The following is an 18301-nucleotide window of genomic DNA, read 5'->3' as shown; positions in this document are numbered from 1 at the left end:
CATGGGTATTTCCTCTTTTTTTGGGGTCAAATGCTAAGCTCGTATAAATACGATAACAAAGACGATCTTGACCACATTAAGATAATTGTTAAAAGGGTACACATACTAATGTGCAGATATTATAAGAAAATCACCGCCAATAACAAGTCTTTTAACCAATTATTGGCGTATTCTTCTATGACAACATAGAGATAATAGCTACATTGTCATATTTAATAGACGATTACTTACTCGTCATCATCTTTATTGTTGAATTTAGAGATGATGTCAGCAGCAACTGATTTTGGAATCTCAGCGTACTTTTGGAATTCCATTGAATAAGTAGCACGGCCTTGTGACATTGAGCGCATTTGTGTGGCATAACCAAACATTTCTGCTAATGGTACTTCGGCACGGATCTGCTTAGTACCGCCAGGTAGGTCTTCCATACCCTGTACCAAACCACGACGACGGTTAAGATCGCCCATGATATCGCCCATATAATCTTCAGGCGTTTCAACTTCAACTTTCATGATTGGCTCAAGTAGCGCTGGATCTGCTGCCATGAAGCCTTTTCTGAATGCCATAGAACCAGCCATCTTAAATGATAGCTCATCCGAATCGACGTCATGGTAAGAACCGTCATACAAGGTCGCTTTTACGCCAACCACTGGATAACCAGCAAGTACGCCATTTTTCATGCGTTCTCGGATACCTTTATCAACAGCACCATGGAATTCTTTCGGTACAGTACCACCAACAACTTCTTCAGCGAATTCATATTCAGTATCGCCAGCTGGATCAAGTGGCTCAAGACGTAACCAAACGTGACCGAATTTACCACGACCACCAGTCTGACGTACGAATTTGCCTTCTTGCTCAACCGTGTTACGAATCGTTTCACGATAAGCAACCTGCGGCGCACCGATGTTCGCTTCAACGTTAAACTCACGCTTCATACGGTCAACAAGAATCTCTAGATGCAGCTCACCCATACCACTGATGATTGTCTGACCAGATTCTTCGTCAGTGTGTACACGGAACGATGGATCTTCTTTCGCCAAACGACCTAAAGCAATTGACATTCTTTCTTGGTCAGCTTTGGTCTTAGGTTCAACCGCTAGGCTGATAACTGGATCTGGGAATTCCATGCGCTCAAGCGTGATAACATTTTGCTCATCACATAGCGTATCACCAGTCGTTACGTCTTTCATACCGACCAATGCAGCGATATCACCAGTACGGATTTCTTGCAACTCTTCTTGAGAGTTAGCCATCATCTGTACAATACGACCAACGCGCTCACGCTTCATTTTGACTGGGTTATAAACACTGCTGCCTTGCGTTAAAACACCTGAATAAACACGAACGAAGGTTAAGTTACCAACGAATTTGTCATTCATGATTTTAAATGCTAAAGCTGAGAATGGCGCTTCATCTGACGCTTCACGAGTGCCTTCAGTTTCATCTTTGTCATCAAGGATACCTTTAATAGCAGGTACATCCATTGGTGCTGGAAGATACTGAATAACCGCATCCAACATCTTTTGTACACCTTTGTTTTTAAAGGCAGTACCACAAAGTAATGGAATGATTTGGTTATCAATAGTCAGTTGACGAATAGCAACGTTGATCTGCTCTACAGACAACTCGCCATTTTCTAGATACTCATTCATCAATTCTTCTGTTGCTTCAGCCGCATTTTCTACAAGAATCTCACGATACTCTTCTGCTTTTTCTTGTAATTCAGCTGGGATTTCACGCTCTTCAAACTCCATACCTTGAGATGCTTCATCCCAATAAAGAGCTTTCATCGTAACTAGATCGATAACGCCTTCGAAGTCATCTTCTTTACCAATTGGAATAACCAATGGCACAGGATTACCACCTAGACGAGTTTTGATCTGCTCAATGACACGATAGAAATCAGCGCCAACGCGATCCATTTTGTTTACAAATGCAAGACGTGGAACTTTATATTTATTTGCCTGACGCCATACGGTCTCAGACTGTGGCTGAACGCCGCCTACTGCACAGTAAACCATGCAAGCGCCATCAAGTACACGCATAGAACGTTCAACTTCGATCGTGAAGTCAACGTGACCTGGGGTGTCAATGATGTTGATACGATGTTCGTCAAACTGTTTTGCCATACCTGACCAAAAACAAGTCGTCGCTGCTGAGGTAATAGTAATACCGCGCTCTTGTTCTTGCTCCATCCAGTCCATAGTGGCTGCGCCATCATGTACTTCACCAAGTTTGTGACTAACACCGGTATAGAATAAAACACGCTCAGTAGTGGTTGTCTTACCAGCATCGATGTGCGCTGAGATACCAATGTTGCGATAGCGTTTTAGGGGAGTTTTACGAGCCATAGTGTTTTCCTAGGAAAAGTCGTGTATATAATAATGTATTGTGTCTCTACCTCATACTCTATGACAAAGCGGTCAGCTTCATATTACTTACTGATTATTGAGCCTAATACGGACAAAAAAAGAGCAAATACTAAGAATAGTGCGGCATCAGATTTGGGATGCTCTCTTGTGACAAGCATACTTAATTAAGAGAGACATCTTGATAGATGTCCGCCATCTCGTTGTTGATAGTCAAAAACTACTTACAACAAGATAAACGATGGCGGCAATCAATAGAATAAATAACAATGTAAGATTAGCTGACTTCAGCCAGCTAATCTAAAGCTACTACTAATAAACAGTAGCTTAGAAGCGGTAATGAGAGAACGCTTTGTTAGCATCTGCCATGCGGTGAACTTCGTCACGCTTTTTCATAGCAGCGCCTTTGCCATCAGCAGCATCATTCAATTCGCCAGCTAAACGCAAAGCCATTGATTTTTCAGAACGCTTAGCAGCAGCTTCAGCTAACCAACGCATAGCCAAGGCAGTACGACGGGAGGGGCGTACTTCCATTGGTACTTGGTAGGTTGCACCACCAACGCGGCGAGCTTTCACTTCTACCATTGGGCGTACATTTTCTAAAACTTCTTCGAAAAAAGATACTGGATCTTCGATTTTACGTTTTTCGCTTACTGTTTCAAGTGCACCGTAAACGATACGCTCAGCAGTAGATTTTTTACCATGACTCATTACATGGTTGATGAATTTTGCAACAGTTTGGCTACCAAACTTAGGATCCGGTAGGATCTCACGGGTAGCAACGACGCGACGTCTTGGCATAATAATAATCCTTTTCTTCAGGAGTGTCTGACATTCACAATCTCGCACCAATTAATATTGGATGGCGTTATATCGAGTTGTCAGTCAGCCTTACTGCACGGCGGTATGTTTTAACAGTGAATTACTAATTTAATAATACTGTCAACACCAGACCCATGCACAGTTAATGTTTGGTATAAAAAAGTTTAGCTAATAACGATTAGTTATTAAACTTTAGGCTTCTTAGCACCATATTTAGAGCGACCTTGCTTACGGTCTTTAACGCCTGCGCAATCTAATGCACCACGAACGGTGTGATAACGTACACCTGGTAGATCTTTTACACGACCACCACGGATAAGAACAACACTGTGCTCTTGTAGGTTATGACCTTCGCCGCCAATATAGCTTGATACTTCATAGCCTGAAGTCAAACGTACACGACATACTTTACGCATGGCTGAGTTAGGTTTTTTAGGGGTAGTAGTATATACGCGAGTACATACACCACGACGTTGTGGGCACGCTTCCAACGCAGGAACTTTTGACTTTTCCTTGATGGTTTTGCGACCTTTACGAATCAATTGGTTAGTTGTTGCCATGAGGCATCCTTCTCCCGTTTGGTATAAAACAAAAAAATGGGGAAACGCACCATCCATCTGACTTTAATGACAGATTTTGGTACACCCATTTTTAGGACAGTGTATTATAAAGAGTTGTTGCTGCTATTTCAACCACTTATGCGTGATTGCACTTTACAACATTTGATAGATATGCATTCACCCTACTACTATAACACTTTATCTATTTTTAGTTAAAAATCAGCTAAAAAGTAGATTGTCATACAGTATATCGAAAGTAGCATTACGAACGATTTAAATAGAATGTTTGACTATAAATAAATAGCAATTTATGAGTACTAAATGGCGATATTATCTTGTTTTTCAAGAGAAAGAAGATAATATCGCCAAAATTAGCAGTAGATATCCAGCTCATAATCCTTCTATGATATAAGCTGTCTTAAGAAAAGTAACACTTAAGTCTGATTGTTTAGACGCTCTTATTTGCTTTTCTTGTTAGCCGTCTTGTTTGATTTGCTGTCAGAGGATTTGTTCTGACTGCCTTGCTTGTTATTATCGTCATTGTCGTCTTTCTGCGTTTCTTTCACGACCTTTTCATCAGCTTCTTGATGGTTATTTTTTTCTTCAGCAGTATCTTTCTTGCTATCGGTATCCTTGCTTGACTCTTTCTCAGCATCTTGCTGCTTGTCATTGTCAGCTGTTTTGTTTACCTTAGCTTCATTACCGCTATCATCAGTGATTGCACGATTGGCAAGTTTGGCTTCTGGGGCAAAAGTCGCTTGAGCCACGCCAATCACTTCATCAATGAGCTGGCTGTTGTAGCGCATACCAACGATAACAGCGGTAACTGGTAAGAATTTGCGTATCCATGTTAAATTGATTTTATCCAGGTCAATACCGACCTGACTGGCAATGCTGTCAACTTGTTCTGCATAAAAGTTGACGTTTTTATCCTTTAGACCTAGGTTTTTTAGCTCATTGTGTAGACCACTGCTTTGGGCATTATCCAATAAGCCTTTGCCGATACCAATACCTGCTAGCAATGCTTGTTTTTCTTGCATCTTGCTCAGATCAGCATTCGCTAACAGCTCATAAGCCATTTTGACACCTTGCTTACCTGTGAGGGGTTTATTGTAGACAGCACCCAACTGATAGACGGTACGTAATGATACCAATAAAAGCCATAGCGTATCAGCAAGCAAACCAGGAAGCCCAGCCAAACCTGTTAAGCCCCCTATCGTTGCCAATGCACGGTTTTGATTGGCGATATCAGTGGCTAATGCATAACGCTCTTCATCATCCAAGCTTGCGATATTGGCGAAACGATGCTCATTAGGTAAATCAATCTGACTCCAGTTAGAAGCAAGATTTGCCACTTGTGCAAAAGCGCCATCGACCGTCGACTGAAAAAAACTGTTTGGCACTACTTTTTTGGCATATTTACCATAAGTGGCAAAACGTGGCCCTAACAACTGCTGAGTGGCTTTTAACGTTTGCTCACGGAATAAATCCTGCTGATAGTCTTCATCGCCTAAGTTGACTGCTTTGTATTGACGCGGTTTGCCCGTCTTAGCATTCACGCTATCAATCATAGCGCCCACGCGCTCTAGATTGTTGCGAGTAAAAGAGCCAACGGTAGTGATACCTTTAGAGAGAGTGCTACGCTTCGCCATCGTGATGTCCTTAATGTGATGAGTAATTTTGTTTTATTGTAAGCGATTTATAATAATAGATGTGCCATTCTAGTCAATCACTATAATCGATGTCAGTGCGAACAATGTTATCGCAATCACAAATTTTGTATCCAAAAGTATCACTTAATGTATGATTGATACCATTATACAAGCTGTCTTAAGCCAAATAGTCTTTATAGATAACTTTAGACAGCAAGCGCGATTTTGTCGTTATTTTGCACTTGTACAAAGATTTTGGACGCTCGATACGTTATCATGTGCCATAACTCACAGTACACTTGTACTTCTATTTATAAGTAGTTTATTACTTATAAATAATCAGTTACCAAGCATATAGTTTTACTATAATCATCACAATGATTGTAAAATGAGGCTTTGACGCTCAATACATCCTAATATTAAATAATAGAAATACATACTTAAAAACGATTATTAAAAGTAATTGTGAAAAATCGTTACTCATAAGGAATAGAATATGCGCCGCGTTGTTATCACTGGAGCAGGGATCGTCTCTTGTATCGGACATGATTTAGCCACGGTTACTGCCGCTCTAAAGCACGGGCAGTCTGGCATTACATTTAATGAGGCTTATGCTGAGCATGGGTTTAAATCACACGTTAGCGGCAGTATCGACCAGTCGACGCTTGATACCAGTGGTATCGATCGTAAGTTGAAACGGTTTTTTAGTGATGCCAGTCTATACGCTTATGTCAGTGCTTTAAATGCCATTGAGCAGTCTGGTTTGTCGCTTGGAACCATCAATAATAATCCACGCGTGGGCGTGGTCGCAAGCTCTGGCGGCGCATCGACAGAGAATATTGTCAATGCCATAGATGCCATGCGGGATAAAGGTCTGCGCGGTGTCGGCGCGATGGCTGTGCCAAAAACGATGGGCAGTTCAGTATCAGCGGCATTGGCAACAGGTTTAAAAATCCAAGGCGTATCATACTCGCTCACCTCTGCTTGTGCCACCTCAACCCATTGCATCGGTCATGCGGCTGAACTTATTCAGTTGGGCAAAGCAGATGTGATACTCGCGGGTGGTAGCGAAGCGGAACACTGGACACAGTCTTGTATGTTTGATGCCATGGGCGCGGTTAGTACTCAATATAATGAGACACCGCAGCGCGCCTCAAGAGCTTATGATAAAGATCGTGATGGCTTTGTGATTGCTGCTGGTGGTGCGATGGTAGTGGTTGAAAGTCTAGAGCATGCCCAAGCACGTGGTGCCAACATATTGGCTGAAATCGTCGGTTATGGTGCCAGCTCTGATGGCGCTGAAATGGTTGCGCCAAGTGGTGAAGGTGCCGTGCGCTGTATGCAGCAAGCACTGGCCGAAGCTGGTTTGCAAACTGTCGACTATATCAATAGCCACGGTACTAGTACGCCACTTGGTGACATCACTGAGCTTAAAGCCATTGCTAAAGCATTTGGTGATGATATCAGTCAAGTACCTGCGATCAGCTCTACCAAATCTATGACAGGTCATAGCCTTGGTGCCGTTGGTGCGCAAGAGCTGATTTATTGCTTATTGATGCTACAAGAAGGCTTCATTGCGCCCAGTATCAATGTTGATAATTTAGACCCTGCGGCTGAAGGCTTTGATATTGTCACCGAAATGCGTGAAGCCAAGCTTGAGACACTAATGAGCAACAGCTTTGGCTTTGGCGGTACTAATGCCACATTAATCATTAAAAAGTTTGACGCCTAACTATGCTCGCAGCACATCCTCTCAAAACTGAGCAAATAATGTCTGATCCATCGCCAGCTACTAAACCTAGCTGGCGTTTTGGTGACCTATCGGCTGCAGAACTTATGCCGCTGCTACAGCAGTATTTAATCGCACAAGATACTAAGGCAAACTGGCAATTGGTTTGGCTCAACAATGATGGCCGACCGGTGATTGGCTTATTGCCAAAAGTAAGCTGGTCTGTTCAAGATTGTGCTGAAAACACGCCTGATTCGAACGAACAAGCAGTTCTTTATCAAGTCACAAAAACCTATCGTGACGCCGTTCACAATGATATCACTCATATGAGTTATAGCGACTGGCAAGATGAATTAATCAGTTATAGTCAAACTTATGAGACTGATAATGAAACCTCAGAATCTGTAAGCGATTTAAATGAAAAACCAAGTTATCATCATGGTCTGATAGGTTTTATTGGTTATGATATTGCGGCTCATGAGCTAAGCCCAGCCGCCAAAATTGAGCGAGCAGCACAGCCTTGTGCCGTATTAGGACATTATGATATTTACCTAGCACCTGATGGAGATCATGGCAACACGGGTTGGGAATTAACGATAAAGGCAACTGCTAACGACTCTGAAAACGACTCTGATAATCAGCAAAAAAATAAAATGATCACGGCACTTGTCTCTTATTTAGATATAGTAGATAAAAAGCTGGCTGATAACTGTCTCAATAAAACGCAACTGACAGCATCACCACTGCCTGCTCCTTTAGTATTAAAGTCACGATGGCGCAAACAAGACTATCAACAAGCATTCAATCAAACCCAAAAATATCTACAGCAAGGCGACTGTTATCAAATCAACCTAACCCAAGAATGGCAAGGTTTTTTTGATCATAACCCTAGCGATAATAGCGCTTTGCCGATGCTGATTGATTATTTACCTGCTTTATATCGTAATACTCAAGCACCTTTTGCCGGATATTTAGCGGTTAATCCCTTTAACCGTGAAATCAAAAATAATACGTCCCAGCATCCGTTTGAATTATTGAGCTGCTCACCTGAGTTGTTTTTTACATTTACCAAGGATACCAATACTGGCAAGCACCATATCATCACTAAGCCCATCAAAGGGACTATGCCGCGCAGCACCAATATTCAACAAGACCATGCTTATAAACAGCAACTGACTGATAGTGAAAAGGATCGTGCCGAAAATGTGATGATTGTCGATTTATTGCGTAATGACTTGGGTAAATATGCCAAGATAGGCAGCGTAAAAGTGCCGCAGTTATTCGCGATTGAGAGTTTTAGCAATGTGCACCATATGGTCAGCACTATTACCGCAGAATTACAGACGGACACTCACCCACTCGCCGTTTTGTTTGGTAGTTTGCCTGCTGGCTCAATTACTGGCACCCCAAAAAAGCGAGCGGTTGAAATTATATCTGAGCTAGAAACTGCGCCGCGCGGTGCTTATTGCGGCACATTGGGCTATATGAACTTTGATGGCAGTGGTCAATGGAATGTGCTCATTCGTACGCTGCAAGCTAACACTTCATCACATAATGAGTTGGATAAAAAAAGACATATTAGCTTATGGGCAGGCGGTGGTATCACTGTCGCCTCTGATTGCGATGCTGAATACCAAGAATGTTTGGATAAAGTCGGTAATCTATTAAGCGTTTTAACTCAAGAAAATACCCACAAAGGCCCTTAAGATTGTTCTAAAAACGTGACTAGATAAATTCGTCAAAAAGCCTGCGCAACATAATGTTGGCAGGCTTTTTTATCAATACAAGCATCGTGATGCAATTATCAAGATTTAAATCGCGAACCAGATATTAATCAGCAATAATTTCAGCCTCTTTCTGCAACGTCTGTAAAGCATCTATCAAACGGTTGTTTTGCTCTGCTGTACCGGTAGTGATACGCAAATACTCATTGATGCGTGGCTTGTCAAAATGACGGACGATAATGCCTTGCTCACGTAACGCATTCGCTACCGTATTGGCATTACCGTCTTTAGGGCGGGCAAAAACAAAGTTGGCATGCGATGGCAACACATCAAAACCTAACGCTGTCAGCTCTGCTGTAAGAGATTGGCGTAAGTCGATGACTTGCTGGCAGGTCTGAGTAAAATACTCAACATCCAATACACTGGCAGTCGCCCCTACTTGCGCCAGCTTATCCAGTGGATAGCTATTAAAGCTGTTTTTCATACGGGTTAAGGCTTCAATCAATGAGGCATTACCAAAAGCCATACCAACGCGTAATCCAGCAAGCGAACGTGACTTTGAAAAGGTTTGGGTCACAAGAATGTTGTCAAACTCATTGATTAAGCTCACTGCTGAAATTTCTGTATCTGAGCTACCGTCAACTGCCCGCGCAAAATCAATATAAGCTTCATCAATCACAATCACTGAGTTTGAGTGCTCACTAGCCAGCTTGCGAATATCAGCAAGCGATAATAGCAGTCCAGTTGGGGCATTTGGATTGGCAATGATAATGCCGCTACAAGGCTGGCGATAAGCATCAGGATCAATACTAAAATCTTCTTCCAAGGCAATTTGTACCAGCTCGATACCAAAGGTCTGCGCATAGACTGGATAGAAACTATAGCTGATATCGGGTGCTAAAACAGGTCGCTCTTTTAGGAAAAAGCTGGCAAATACTAGTGCCAATACTTCATCAGAGCCATTGCCAACAAACACTTGGTTGATATCAATATCATAGAGTTGTGCCAATGCGGCACGCAAATCATCAGACTCAGGCGCTGGATATAAACGCAGATCATCCGCTTGCTGCTCTAGGACTTTTGCGATTGCCTCGCCTACTTTTGGTGACGGCGGGAATGGGTTTTCATTGGTATTTAATTTGCATAAATTTTCATGCTGAGGCTGCTCACCAGGAACGTAAGGTGACAAATTACGCGCTTTAGATGACCAAAGTCTGGTGTCTATCTTTAACTCACTCATAAGTTATCCTACTATTAGCCACATAAATTATTAAATATAAATCTCAAAAGTACAATTCAAAAGTAATCATTAAGCCACGTTACTGATAACGATAACGGGCTGAGCGCGCATGGGCTTCTAAGTCCTCACGTTGCGCTAAAATATCTGCGGTCTCAGCCAATGGCTTACTACCGGCTTCAGTACAATAAATAATAGAGGATTTCTTTTGGAAATCATAAACACCTAGCGGTGAAGAGAAACGCGCAGTGCCAGATGTTGGCAACACGTGATTGGGTCCTGCGCAGTAGTCACCAATCGCCTCAGGCGTGTGACGTCCCATGAAAATAGCACCTGCATGACGAATATCGTTGAGTAGCGCATCAGGATGATCAACTGACAACTCTAAATGTTCTGGGGCAACCCGATTAATCACAGCCATACCTTCCACGCGGTCTTTGACTAAAATAAGTGCGCCACGATTTTTTAGCGAATCGCGGGCGATATCGGCTTTTGGCAATTCTGCCAATGCTTTTTCGATCTCAGCGGCAACTTCAGCTAGCTGCTGTTCACTGGTTGTGACAAAGATAGCTTGAGCGATACGGTCATGTTCAGCTTGTGACAATAAATCCATGGCCAACCAATCAGCACGGTCTTGCGCCTCGCCCTCTGCATAGACCAATACTTCAGAAGGACCAGCGATCATATCAATCCCAACTTGACCAAATACTGCGCGCTTGGCGGCAGCAACATATTTATTACCAGGGCCAGTGATTTTATCCACCGCTGGAATCGTTTCGGTACCATATGCCAAGGCAGCAACCGCTTGCGCACCGCCGATGGTAAAGACACGGTCGACTTGTGCCAAATGCGCAGCTGCCAATACCAATGGATTGAGCACGCCTTTTGGCGCTGGCACTACCATGATGACCTCTTTAACACCCGCCACTTTGGCAGGAATGGCATTCATCAATACCGAAGACGGATAAGAGGCCAAACCACCAGGGACATAGATGCCTACTCGATCAAGTGCAGTGACTTTTTGACCCAAGCGATTACCAAGCTCATCTTCATACTGCCAAGTCTCTTGTACTTGGCGCTCATGAAAGGTCTGCACACGCGTTGCTGCGGTGGTCAATGCCAATTTCACTGTATCATCAAGATTCGCAAACGCTTCAGCAAGCGCCTCTTTAGACAGCTCTAGCTCTTGCATCGTCGTCGCCGGATGCTGATCGAATTGCTGGGTTAACGCCAGTACGACGCGATCGCCATCATGCCGAACTTGGGCGATGATATCATCAACGGTCTTTAACAAATCGGCATCATTGACGGTTTCAAAGGCAAGTAACTCTGTCAACTGACTGTCAAAATCGGCATCTTGGGTACTTAGTTGGCGCATGACTTAATCCTATATCTGAGCATAAAAGACTGCTGAAAATTAGCGACGTAAAAATGAAGGGTATTGAGTATTAATAATAATTATGATGGCTGATATACCAGTTTTTATATATTTAGTTTGTTCAGATTATACTAACCTCATACTTTCTGGCAAGCAAATACAACAAAACCAGTTTAGCACGCTATATCTATCTTATAGCGCTAAACTGGTTTAAAAATTTGTATGACAATGCTTAAGATTACCAATGATTAGTATCGTTTGATAAAGCATTGATTCATTAGGAATTAATTTATGAAGCGCTGGCAATACTGTTTTTGAAGCTATCTAAAATCGGCTCAAGTAACGCAAATTTACGCTTGTAGCTCACTTGATTGACGATAAGGCGTGAGGACACATCGCAAATATGATCGCGTGCTTCAAGACCGTTGGCGCGCAACGTATTACCTGTATCAACCACATCGACGATCAAATCACCCAATCCGACCAACGGCGCAAGCTCCATAGAGCCATACAGTTTAATCACATCCACTTGCTGACCTTGGCTGGCAAAGTAAGCACGGGCAACATTGACGTATTTGGTCGCAATACGTAGGCGACGATTGGGTAGCGGCGCATCTTTCACGCCAGCTGTCATCAACTTACACTGAGCAATTTGCAAATCAAGTAATTCATAGACATGGTTGGCACCATGCTCAAGCAACACATCTTTACCCGCCACTCCAAAGTCAGCCGCGCCATGCTCAACGTAGGTTGGCACATCACTGGCACGCAAAATCAATACACGCACGTTGGGGTTTGAGGTTGGAAAAATAAGTTTGCGTGAGGCTTCAGGATCTTCTAATAACTCAACACCAGCTGCGCGTAGCAGTGGCATGGTCTCTTCTAGAATACGACCTTTTGATAAGGCCAGTGTTAAACCTGAAAACTCATCATTTACTTCATTTAATAAACCATCATTTGGTAGGCTATTGCTTGCTTCAGTCATAATGACATCGTGTCCATGTGCAGTTAACACCCCCGCTGAAGGGGGCTTTTAGTGGTAGGTTACTAATAGTGGTAGATTGCTAAGCCATTCATATCAACGCCAATCGTATCAATCATTGAGGTCATGGATTTGATAAGAAAATCGATATTAGTCATTAGTATTGATACGTTCGATATTGACCCCAAGCGCACGCAGCTTTTCTTCGACATGCTCATAACCACGATCGATATGATAAATGCGGTCGATTAAACTTTCACCTTCAGCAGTTGCCGCTGCCATCACCAATGACATAGACGCACGTAAATCAGTCGCCATCACAGGGGCAGCGGTGAAGTTTTCGACGCCTTTTACTACGGCCGTATGACCATCTACTTGGATAGAAGCGCCTAGACGATTAAGCTCAGGGACATGCATATAGCGGTTTTCAAAGATATTTTCGATAAAGGTACTCGTACCATCCGCCAGACACGCAATAGCCATGACCTGCGCTTGCATATCTGTTGGAAAACCTGGATGCGGCTGAGTACGGATATCAACCGCCTTAGGGCGACCTTTCATCTGCGCACGAATCCAATCATCACCGCTGGTAATAATGGCACCCATGTCTTCGAATTTTTCTAACACAGGTGTGAGTAATAGCGCAGAGGTGTTTTTAGTCAACACATCGCCACGCGTCATGAGTGCACCAGCAAGGTATGAGCCTGTTTCGATACGGTCTGGCACCACTGAATACTCACAACCGTGTAAGCGCTCAACGCCTTCGATGGTCATGATCGAAGTGCCGATACCGCTGATTTTAGCACCCATCGCAACCAACATATTGGCCAAATCAACGACTTCTGGCTCAAGGGCACAATTACCTAAGACGGTCGTACCTTTAGCAAGTGCGGCTGCCATAATGACGTTTTCAGTACCGCCCACGGTAATCATATCAAAAGAGTAATTACAGCCAATCAGCTTGCCGCCTTTTGGCGCTCGTGCTTTTACGTAACCATTTTCGACACTAATTTCAGCACCCATCGCCTCAAAGGCTTTTAGGTGTTGGTCCACAGGACGTGAACCAATGGCACAGCCGCCAGGCAATGACACTTCTGCCTCACCAAAACGTGCTAGCAATGGTCCAAGCACTAAAATCGAGGCACGCATGGTCTTTACTAAATCATACGGTGCATAGAAATTATCGATATTCTTGGTATCGCAGGTGACAGTATCGTCCTGCTTTTGGATTTTGATACCCATGCCACCGATCAATTCAATCAACGTCCGCACATCTTGTAACGATGGCACATTGTGCAATGTCGTTGGCGTCTCGGCCAATATCATAGCGGCAAGTAACGGCAAAGCAGCATTTTTGGCACCTGAGATAGTAACTTCCCCTGCGATACGACTACTACCAGTGATTAAAAATTGATCCATAGAAGTGACAACCTAACGATAAGTATTAAAATAGTAAAAATCAGACCAATCACACCCAGCCAATATAATAGCCAGTCTAATAAGCCCAATCATATGTATAACGGTCTAGCCTTTTGATTGAGCGTCCCATTCAGCAGGCGTCAGCGCTTGAATATTGAGCGCATGAATATCGCCACTGGCGATCTTATCATTGACTAATGCATAAATCGCCTGCTGACGTTGCACGGCACGCTTACCTTCAAAGCTGGCATCAACCACGCGTACATCAAACTTATTACCTTGATTGGCAGCTTGAATAAAAGCGTCTGGGAAGTGAGTCTGTAAAAATGCAATCAAATCGTCAGCGTTCATGCTCATAAAATATTCTGCCTTAAAGTGTCAGATAGGGTATAGATTTAAAGTGACGACATTATAACAAGAGTTTAAGCATCTTACAGTACTGTCTTACGCAACTGCACCTAACTTCTGATTGCCGTCCATTATTTGAGCATTTTATCCAAGTACGTCAGTACTTGCGCGCGTACATCATTGACCCAACGTAGCGGCGGTGCCATCGCACCAATACTGGTCGCATGACTGGCACCTTTTATTTCACCGTTTTCTACGGTGACGCCCGCCTCTTGCAATGCTTTGGTCATTTTAATCGTATTGGTCGCGTACACTACTTTGTCTTTTTCGGCAGTCAACAATAAATACGGGGGCTGCTCACCTTTGATTTGACGGTCTGGCATAACGTCGTCTGGCGTAGCATCAGCAGCAAAGGCGGTGGCGCTATCAAATTTACGGAAGTCGTAACTATAAGGACCCGCAATACCCACGACCGCGGTAATATCCTTTGGCTTAATACCATAAGGCGCTAAAAAATCTTCATTGGCGACCGCTGCTACCGCGTTAAATGCACCAGCAGAATGTCCAATTACCGCCAAGCGTTTAGGATCAGCATGTAAGCTCGGAGCATTATTGATACTCCAAGCAATCGCTTGCGCCGTATCTTTGACATAATCAGGGTACACATGCTCAGGCGCTTTACGATAATTAATTACGGCGGTGACATAACCTGCTTGCGCCAAACTCTGACCAACAAAGGCATACTGTTCTTTATTACCACTCTCCCACGAGCCACCGTGGACAAACACCACCATCGGATAGCTAGCATTAATCGCACCATCATTGATAGCGCTTTGGGCTTTCATCGCTTGTGCTAATGGCTTGGGATAATAAATATCCAAATCTTGATCGGGCTCATCACCATAGAGAATGTTTTTGCTGACGCCAACGCCGCCACTAGCAGTAATGCCATTGACGATAGCCAGTGGCGATAAGGCTTGCGCATTCTGGGTGGCTAGGGCAACGCTACCCAGTGCTAAGGCGGCGACACCTGTGAATTTTAGAATGCCTACTTTGCTAGCAGTATTATTAATCATGCTTTCATTATTTATTTTTTGACGGCTTTTATTATATTCTAAGCGCTTATTTGCATCCTTCATTGCCAGTATCCCTATTATATTTATAAATGGATCAAAATTAACAGCACTGCGATAGCCCTTTTATAAAATAAGCACTAATCCTGTCTCGTCTGTTCTTCGCTTTTTATATCTTACTGGCTGTCTCAGAAGTTCTCGTGTTTTTCCTGTTAACAGTGTTTAGGTTTCTTGTCATTAAACACGACTTAAACTGACGGGGCAAATAGCTTACCCTACAAGCTATTTAGCCACTGTTTTTTTGTTTTTTTGATAAATAATAGCTGTGTTTTAGAACACTTTTTACGGATCTTGATACAGGTCTATATATGGGCTTGATGATGGTTGCTCAACGGTTGTGCCATCTTCGGTCACGACGATAGGAGTCGATGTAGCAACGGACGCTGGCGCTTCAGAATTATTAACGCTAGCAGCAGCTACCCCGTCCACAACGACTGGTACTGAAGCAGGATTTACCAAGTTATTTTCAGACATAATGTCGTCTTTACTTATCTTTACGCCCCTGTCATCAACGACGGTCGTCAGCAGCACCAGCTCAGTCACACCAACGGTGCTATTGGCGATATCGATTAGGTGACTCTGCTGAGTCGGTGTCATACGTCCCATGATATAAACCACGCCATCATTGGTCACGGCTTTGATCTGTGAGGCTTTGACACCATCACTCGCGGCTACTTTTGCCAGCAGCTTTGAGGTGATATAGCCATCATGAACCGTCGAGCTATAGCCTTTAGACGCGCTGACGTTTAGCTCATTATAGACATGACGCACATCTGGCATAGAGCTGACGACTTTTTCGACTTCTACTTTGATGGCCTCAGTGGGTACTTCGCCTGTCAATAACACTTCACTATTAAAGCTATCAATACCCATACGACTGGTTTGTTGCAGGTCTTCTTTTAACCCATAAACATTGATTTTGACGGTATGTTCGATACTGCGATCTAGTAGTCGCTGCGGAATGGTACGCTCTGTCATCGGCACACCATACGTACCTTCTGTACTGTTGGTCAAATAATTGGTGGTACAGCCCGTAGTGACGATGCTGGTCATTAGCATGACGCCTATCGCAGTGCGGCGTGATGAGCCAAAAATAGCAGTGCACAAATGCATCCGTGTCATGATTTACCTCTTAGAACGTGAGTATGACGATCATATAAAGTCAATTGATTGAGCCAGTTTTAATCTAATAACGTTTGTTTTGGCAACTGTTAATTCAGTTAATAACAACTTAGCTACTTTACTTAATTTTTACTATCAGCGGTTAGGTTTTTGGTAACGCTCACTCGATGATAAGTACTTACTACCTTCTAGTTGGGTAGCTTTTGCATCCTAATATCACGTATCTGCTATAAAAGCACCTTTGAGCCATTGTGGTTGATTTGCTATGTTTTGACCACTGGTCTTAATATGAGTACCTACCGTATCATAAGCGATGACATCGAACCGGCAGTCATAATCCTCATACTCAGGATGCTGTTGCAAAAAATATTGCGCCGTTTTAATCACTTTACGTTGTTTGCTTGCCGTCACGCTCAGTGCAGCACCACCAAAACCTGAACGCTGCCGTTGACGCACTTCAATGAATATCAGTGTCGACCATGCTGAACCTGTCTCCAGCATAATCAAATCCAGCTCACCCACTTTGGGCTGCTGCCAATTTTGGGCAATCAAAATCAATCCTTGCGATTGTAAAAACTCACACGCCTGCTGCTCGAACAGACTGCCTTGGCGCTGCTTTGGTGAAGCGAGGTTCAAAGGTTTATGACTGCACATAAGGTCGATAGGTCTGGTTAACATTTCAGAATTATCATAGCACATCATGCTAAACTAGCCACTTTCGCGTGCAGATGCTGGTATGGTGTTTTATGCTTTGCTTAAGCCCTATTTTTGACCAGTTTTGTCAGTCAGCGCGCCACATCATATTTTAATTCCCGCTTTTAATACTCCGAGGTTTTCATGTCCAGCCCTACCGCGATGCCAGCTTGTCTATATATCGTTGCCACGCCGATTGGCAATATGAGCGATATGACGCCACATGCCATTGATGTTTTAAAGCAAGTCGCCATCATTGCCTGTGAAGACACCCGTACCTCAGGTAAGCTATTGTCGCATTTTGGCATTGATACCAAAGGCAGTAAAGCCGACGACGAAAAAGAGTCAGAAGCTCCTAACACTAAAAATAATACCGATAATAACGTGACAGACGCTGATACCGCGACCAAGCAAAAAGGTCATAACAAGCTTTGGGCATACCATGAGCACAATAGTGCCATTCAAACACCCAAAATTATCGAGATGATCGAGCAAGGTCATTCGGTTGCTTTGATTAGTGATGCTGGTACGCCACTCATCAGTGATCCAGGTTATCAACTGGTACAGGCCGCTCATGTCGCAGGCGTTAGAGTCTCTCCTATCATTGGTGCCTCCGCTGCCATTGCCGCACTGTCAGTCGCAGGATTGCCCTCAGACCGCTTTAGCTTTATTGGGTTTTTACCCGCCAAAACCCACGGTCGCCAAAAACAGCTTACGGCTCTAAACTCACGTACCGAAACGCTGATATTTTATGAAGCACCGCATCGTATTATCGCCAGTTTAGAAGACATGGCGGCGGTATTTGGCGCTGAGCGCGAAGTAACATTTTGCCGTGAATTGACCAAAACCTTTGAGACTGTCCATAAAAGCACTCTTGGGGATTTGGTGGAATTTGTCAAAGCGGATGACAATCAACAGCGCGGTGAGATAGTCGTGGTCGTCGCTGGCGTGAATGTGGCGCAGGATGCGGATGACATCAGTATTCATGATAAATTATTGCAGCGCTTGCTTGAGGACTTATCGGTTAAAAAAGCCGCTGCATTGGGCGCTGATATCACTGGCGTCAAAAAGAATGCGCTATATCAGCGCTTACTTGAGCTACAAGCTAAATAATTTTTGGATATTAATAT

At 43.5% G+C, this 18301-nt stretch carries 15 protein-coding genes; 3 read left to right on the top strand and 12 right to left on the bottom strand.

Going from position 1 to position 18301, the window contains the following annotated elements:
- Positions 1-227 precede the first annotated feature (227 nt).
- The 4 genes from fusA to B2575_RS03810 form a co-directional block, all read right to left on the bottom strand.
- On the bottom strand, positions 228-2354 hold the full coding sequence (gene fusA, locus B2575_RS03825; RefSeq protein ID WP_055125899.1) for an elongation factor G: 2127 nt from the start codon (positions 2352-2354) through the stop codon (positions 228-230).
- A 345-nt stretch (positions 2355-2699) separates the two neighbouring features.
- The gene (rpsG, locus tag B2575_RS03820) at positions 2700-3173 is read right to left on the bottom strand and encodes a 30S ribosomal protein S7 (RefSeq protein ID WP_021814163.1); all 474 of its coding nucleotides are present in this window, start codon (positions 3171-3173) and stop codon (positions 2700-2702) included.
- A gap of 206 nt (positions 3174-3379) precedes the next feature.
- Complete coding sequence (gene rpsL, locus B2575_RS03815; protein WP_011281154.1) at positions 3380-3754, bottom strand: 30S ribosomal protein S12; 375 nt, start codon at positions 3752-3754, stop codon at positions 3380-3382.
- Between the two features lie 458 nt (positions 3755-4212).
- The gene (locus B2575_RS03810; protein WP_296240232.1) at positions 4213-5406 is read right to left on the bottom strand and encodes an EcsC family protein; all 1194 of its coding nucleotides are present in this window, start codon (positions 5404-5406) and stop codon (positions 4213-4215) included.
- A gap of 496 nt (positions 5407-5902) precedes the next feature.
- Here B2575_RS03810 and B2575_RS03805 point away from each other — a divergent pair, with 496 nt between their 5' ends.
- Together B2575_RS03805 and B2575_RS03800 are read left to right on the top strand one after the other, a co-directional pair.
- Entirely contained in the window at positions 5903-7138 is a 1236-nt protein-coding gene (locus B2575_RS03805; RefSeq protein ID WP_296240231.1) for a beta-ketoacyl-ACP synthase II, read from the top strand.
- A 38-nt stretch (positions 7139-7176) separates the two neighbouring features.
- A complete protein-coding gene (locus tag B2575_RS03800) occupies positions 7177-8841 on the top strand; it encodes an anthranilate synthase component I family protein (protein ID WP_296240229.1) in 1665 nt (554 codons plus the stop codon).
- A gap of 124 nt (positions 8842-8965) precedes the next feature.
- Here the strand turns inward: B2575_RS03800 and hisC are convergent, their stop codons facing one another.
- The 8 genes from hisC to B2575_RS03760 all read right to left on the bottom strand — a co-directional run bounded on the left by hisC (position 8966) and on the right by B2575_RS03760 (position 17180).
- On the bottom strand, positions 8966-10099 hold the full coding sequence (gene hisC / locus B2575_RS03795) for a histidinol-phosphate transaminase (protein ID WP_296240228.1): 1134 nt from the start codon (positions 10097-10099) through the stop codon (positions 8966-8968).
- A gap of 79 nt (positions 10100-10178) precedes the next feature.
- Positions 10179-11474 carry a histidinol dehydrogenase gene (hisD, locus tag B2575_RS03790; protein WP_296240227.1) on the bottom strand — a complete coding sequence of 432 codons (1296 nt, stop codon included), beginning with the start codon at positions 11472-11474 and terminating at the stop codon, positions 10179-10181.
- Between the two features lie 289 nt (positions 11475-11763).
- Complete coding sequence (hisG, locus tag B2575_RS03785) at positions 11764-12459, bottom strand: ATP phosphoribosyltransferase (RefSeq protein WP_045447985.1); 696 nt, start codon at positions 12457-12459, stop codon at positions 11764-11766.
- Positions 12460-12606: 147 nt separating this feature from the next.
- Entirely contained in the window at positions 12607-13875 is a 1269-nt protein-coding gene (murA, locus tag B2575_RS03780) for a UDP-N-acetylglucosamine 1-carboxyvinyltransferase (protein WP_296240226.1), read from the bottom strand.
- Between the two features lie 105 nt (positions 13876-13980).
- Positions 13981-14232: a BolA family protein gene (locus B2575_RS03775; protein WP_058025509.1), complete on the bottom strand. Its 252-nt coding sequence runs from the start codon at positions 14230-14232 to the stop codon at positions 13981-13983.
- A 122-nt stretch (positions 14233-14354) separates the two neighbouring features.
- Entirely contained in the window at positions 14355-15362 is a 1008-nt protein-coding gene (locus B2575_RS03770) for an alpha/beta hydrolase (protein ID WP_296240223.1), read from the bottom strand.
- 276 nt (positions 15363-15638) lie between these two features.
- Complete coding sequence (locus B2575_RS03765; protein WP_296240220.1) at positions 15639-16478, bottom strand: BON domain-containing protein; 840 nt, start codon at positions 16476-16478, stop codon at positions 15639-15641.
- Positions 16479-16694: 216 nt separating this feature from the next.
- The gene (locus B2575_RS03760; RefSeq protein WP_296240218.1) at positions 16695-17180 is read right to left on the bottom strand and encodes a YraN family protein; all 486 of its coding nucleotides are present in this window, start codon (positions 17178-17180) and stop codon (positions 16695-16697) included.
- 135 nt (positions 17181-17315) lie between these two features.
- Here B2575_RS03760 and rsmI point away from each other — a divergent pair, with 135 nt between their 5' ends.
- Positions 17316-18284, top strand: a complete 969-nt coding sequence (rsmI, locus tag B2575_RS03755) for a 16S rRNA (cytidine(1402)-2'-O)-methyltransferase (RefSeq protein ID WP_296240216.1) — start codon at positions 17316-17318, stop codon at positions 18282-18284.
- Positions 18285-18301 lie beyond the last annotated feature (17 nt).

It is taken from the genome of Psychrobacter sp. UBA6739 (genome assembly GCF_002453835.1).
GTDB classification, from domain to species: Bacteria; Pseudomonadota; Gammaproteobacteria; order Pseudomonadales; family Moraxellaceae; genus Psychrobacter; species Psychrobacter immobilis_A.
Note: the sequence above shows the minus strand (reverse complement) of the source record. Positions and strands in the feature narration are given on the sequence as shown.

Bases quoted from the DNA above. Each gene is read 5' to 3' on its own strand.
- fusA (WP_055125899.1), bottom strand. From the start codon at position 2,354: ATGGCTCGTAAAACTCCCCTAAAACGCTATCGCAACATTGGTATCTCA.
- rpsG (WP_021814163.1), bottom strand. From the start codon at position 3,173: ATGCCAAGACGTCGCGTCGTTGCTACCCGTGAGATCCTACCGGATCCT.
- rpsL (WP_011281154.1), bottom strand. From the start codon at position 3,754: ATGGCAACAACTAACCAATTGATTCGTAAAGGTCGCAAAACCATCAAG.
- B2575_RS03810 (WP_296240232.1), bottom strand. From the start codon at position 5,406: ATGGCGAAGCGTAGCACTCTCTCTAAAGGTATCACTACCGTTGGCTCT.
- B2575_RS03805 (WP_296240231.1), top strand. From the start codon at position 5,903: ATGCGCCGCGTTGTTATCACTGGAGCAGGGATCGTCTCTTGTATCGGA.
- B2575_RS03800 (WP_296240229.1), top strand. From the start codon at position 7,177: ATGTCTGATCCATCGCCAGCTACTAAACCTAGCTGGCGTTTTGGTGAC.
- hisC (WP_296240228.1), bottom strand. From the start codon at position 10,099: ATGAGTGAGTTAAAGATAGACACCAGACTTTGGTCATCTAAAGCGCGT.
- hisD (WP_296240227.1), bottom strand. From the start codon at position 11,474: ATGCGCCAACTAAGTACCCAAGATGCCGATTTTGACAGTCAGTTGACA.
- hisG (WP_045447985.1), bottom strand. From the start codon at position 12,459: ATGACTGAAGCAAGCAATAGCCTACCAAATGATGGTTTATTAAATGAA.
- murA (WP_296240226.1), bottom strand. From the start codon at position 13,875: ATGGATCAATTTTTAATCACTGGTAGTAGTCGTATCGCAGGGGAAGTT.
- B2575_RS03775 (WP_058025509.1), bottom strand. From the start codon at position 14,232: ATGAGCATGAACGCTGACGATTTGATTGCATTTTTACAGACTCACTTC.
- B2575_RS03770 (WP_296240223.1), bottom strand. From the start codon at position 15,362: ATGAAGGATGCAAATAAGCGCTTAGAATATAATAAAAGCCGTCAAAAA.
- B2575_RS03765 (WP_296240220.1), bottom strand. From the start codon at position 16,478: ATGACACGGATGCATTTGTGCACTGCTATTTTTGGCTCATCACGCCGC.
- B2575_RS03760 (WP_296240218.1), bottom strand. From the start codon at position 17,180: ATGATGTGCTATGATAATTCTGAAATGTTAACCAGACCTATCGACCTT.
- rsmI (WP_296240216.1), top strand. From the start codon at position 17,316: ATGTCCAGCCCTACCGCGATGCCAGCTTGTCTATATATCGTTGCCACG.